The organism is Pseudomonas sp. RW409, from assembly GCF_003184125.1.
Taxonomy (GTDB): Bacteria; Pseudomonadota; Gammaproteobacteria; order Pseudomonadales; family Pseudomonadaceae; genus Aquipseudomonas; species Aquipseudomonas chlororaphis_I.
On sequence record NZ_QHHP01000021.1, the window covers coordinates 929,777 to 932,812 of the forward strand.

At 58.7% G+C, this 3,036-nt stretch carries 4 protein-coding genes and 1 pseudogene; all 5 read right to left on the reverse strand.

Translation table 11 applies throughout. The features are described from left to right. Nucleotides 1-835 (reverse strand): type VI immunity family protein (locus DK261_RS12995; RefSeq protein ID WP_110175828.1); only part of this gene is annotated, 835 nt, incomplete at its 3' end. Between the two features lie 15 nt (nucleotides 836-850). Continuing rightward, nucleotides 851-1,552 (reverse strand): VRR-NUC domain-containing protein, encoded by a 702-nt coding sequence (locus DK261_RS13000; protein WP_053268871.1) that lies wholly within the window; start codon nucleotides 1,550-1,552, stop codon nucleotides 851-853. Further along, nucleotides 1,549-2,124, reverse strand: a complete 576-nt coding sequence (locus DK261_RS13005) for a PAAR domain-containing protein (RefSeq protein ID WP_256597580.1) — start codon at nucleotides 2,122-2,124, stop codon at nucleotides 1,549-1,551. Before DK261_RS13005 ends, DK261_RS13000 begins: the two co-directional genes overlap by 4 nt. Further along, on the reverse strand, nucleotides 2,121-2,549 hold the full coding sequence (locus DK261_RS13010) for a PAAR domain-containing protein (protein ID WP_173477426.1): 429 nt from the start codon (nucleotides 2,547-2,549) through the stop codon (nucleotides 2,121-2,123). The genes DK261_RS13005 and DK261_RS13010 overlap by 4 nt, the downstream gene beginning before the upstream one ends. A gap of 286 nt (nucleotides 2,550-2,835) precedes the next feature. Then, nucleotides 2,836-3,036, reverse strand: a pseudogene (locus tag DK261_RS13015) (RES domain-containing protein); the annotation flags it as partial.

Consider the following 3,036-nt stretch of genomic DNA (forward strand, 5'->3'; position numbering starts at 1 on the left):
CGAGGTAGGGGTAGGCTCCGGCCTGGATCACCACGCCGGCACCGTAGTCGTAGAAAGCGAAATGGCTGGAGGGCAGTTGGGCACGCAAAGCGTCCAGCCCCCCAACTAAGTCCAGATGCGCCTGGTCGAGTACGGTCAGCCAACTGACCGTCTTGATCTTAGTGGGTTTGAACTCCGGGATATTTGCCAACAGGCCCGCTGTTCCCACATCCAAACCTGGCATACGCGCAGCCATAAAGGCTTCGGTGGGCTCGTTGTTGTCCCGGTTTGTTACCGAAAGATTGAAGGCATGCCCGGCATAGCCCTGCTCCGGAGCCAATCGACGTGAGAAGTCGAGGAACAGACGTAGGAAACTCAGCGGATTCTGCTCCTGGTACAGCAGCGGTACGGAGAACTCCAGAACACTTAGATTGCGCCCAATCTTCGCTTCCCATGCCGACTTGCCGAAAATCTTGAAGAGCCAAGCACTCGCATCGTTAGATTGCTTGCCATTGGTGTAGTAGAAGCTCAGCGGGTAATCCTCATCCATGCTGGCCAGCATGTCGCGCAATGGCTTTGCATCACTGTACGTTGTCAACGGCTTGCCCTCTGGCGGTTCCTCACGCCAAAGCCAAGTGAGATGGGGCTCGGCCAGTCGCTTGAACTCGTCGAAGCATTGGCACAATGCCTCTCGCACCAGAGGGGTATGGGCCTCCTTGAAGTAGAGCGTGCCCCGTAGGCAGAGCACGGCGCCGATATAGTCCTCGGGGCCGCCCTTCATTAGCAGGTTGCCGGGCACTTCCAGCAGATGAGGCTGTTTGGCCAGCTCCTCAGCCAAATTGAACTCCTGTTCCATAAGACTTCCTCCGAATTAATAGGCTGGGATCATTGGTCGAGGGGAGCGACCGCGCGTCAGGATAAACATCACACCACCAGCGATAGCCGCAGCCCATCCCAGTTGTTCCACGGGAATCTTGGACTGTTGGCTTCCCTGGTTACAGTCACAGTCAGTTGCTTGCATTTCGACGACCTTGCTCTTGGTTCCGGCAATCGTTGCATATGCACCTGTCTGGATTTCATTAGGTGGATCAGGCGGAAACTTCATCTCCACCACCTGCTTGATATTGTCTTGGGTCGGCGGCGTGTTCGGGTCTTTAACGATCACCACATCAGGCCGGCGAATCATACCTCGGCCCGGCTTGAACGGCGGATGCTCCGGGTCTTCGTCCCAGTACTTACTGATCCAACCCGGAATCCAGCCATGCGGACCATTACCGGTCTGGCTGTCCAGAATCGGCTGCGGCGGGTTCTTGGTCATGTCGTAGCTGACCTCGGGCTTGTAGGGGCTACGACCTTGGAGGATTTCATCCAGTTCGCCCAGGCGCTGGGCAACGCACGCCTGTTTGAGGTTCTTGCCATCGTGGCTGACGTTGGGCGTGGCGCTGCAATAGCAGATTGCCGAACACAACACCTGCTTGTCCTGCGGATCGAGCTTGGGTTCCAGAATGCCCACGGGGTTGATCTTGCCTTCCGGGCTCATGCCACCCTGAGAGAGGCCGGGCTGATCGCTCATGCTTGGCCTCCCTGCACCAGGTCGATATGGATGGACTCCGATGCAACGTGATGGACCCACGACGTCATCCCTTCGGCATCCGTGGTGTCAAGCGTGCTCCAACCGCCGCTGGACCAAACCTTGACCTTGCGCCCAGCAACGGGTTTGCCCGTTTCCTGGTCAATCAGCTGGAAGCGTCCGGAATAAGGCTCAGTACTAGTGCCCAGCGATGCGATGGGAGAGACGGTGGCCGGTACGAAGGTATCCCCGATGATCACCGTGCCTGAGCCGCCGATGATCACGTTACCGTGCGCACCAATGCTGCCTAGGGTGGCAGCGGGTTGACCGTTGATGAAAACGCTCGATGAAACACCGGATACGATCGGACTGCCGCAGGCGGATACATCGTCTTGTCGGGCGGCGGACAGGCCGTCGAAAATGACGTCGGGAGAACCACTGACGATGGGGTTGGTGCCATGGCCCGGCAGAGGACAGGCCGTTGGATCGGTGACGCGGGCGGCGGGTTTTCCACTCATTGTGCAGTTCCTTGCCTGAGCATGATGAAGCGTCGAGACATAGGCCGGAGGCCTCAGCGAGAAGTCTTGCTTTCGCTAGAGGTGAATGGCACCTCAAAGCCGGGTTGGAGCAAACCGGGGATGCCATTGCCATCGGCGTATTCCCGAATCTGCGCACAGCTTTGCAGGCTGCTGATAATGGTGTCGCCGTTGTCGGTGGCACTGCCCACAATGGCCATCGGGCGCCCCTGGTGAGTCAGCGCAGCGCCGGCACCGGAGACGATCTTGCTTTCGGTGCCGTCCGGGTAACGTACCCGGTCGCCCACACAGGCGATTCGATGGCCGCTGACTGTTACGCTGGAGCTGGCCGTGGCGACTTCGCCCCCCAGACGGGTTCTGGCACCTAGCGTGGCAAGGTCGTAAGTGGCTGTTATGGGGCGTGCAGCGTGCTTCGCCATGAATGTGGCAGCCAGGTGCTGCCCTTCCTCTACGGTGTATTTCACTATGGGCCTTCCTTGAAGTTGTACATGCCGCCCAAGGGCAGCGTGAGTTGGCCTGCGTAGCGAGTGAGGTCAGTGAGCGCCCCCCGCTGGCCAGACGTAGTGCGTGAACAGTTTCATTGGGATCCTGTCCGCTTCCACATTGCCAAAAAAATGCCCCCATCAGGATGGAGGCAAAATTGTCAGCAGTTGGCGGTGGAACGTTACGCCAAATGGCTACAAACAGGCTGTAGGACAGTTCTGAACTGAAGACCCCAAAAGTCTCTTTGTGATGCGAGTTGCTTCTCCCTTAACGCTCCGGCGGACTCAACCGCCCATCCAGCGCAAAGCGCTCCTGCAACACCAGCTCGTACAACCCCGTGGCCAGCAAGGGGTTGATCAGCAGGTTCCAGCTATGGCGCGACACGCTGGAGGGGATCAGTACGAAGGGGTGCTGTTCCAGCAGGCTGGCGCCGAAGGCTTGTTGGCTGTGGCTGGGGGTGCCGGGGAT

Excerpts from the sequence above, each read along its gene's own strand:
- DK261_RS13000 (WP_053268871.1), bottom strand. The coding sequence starts at position 1,552 with ATGAGCGATCAGCCCGGCCTCTCTCAGGGTGGCATGAGCCCGGAAGGC.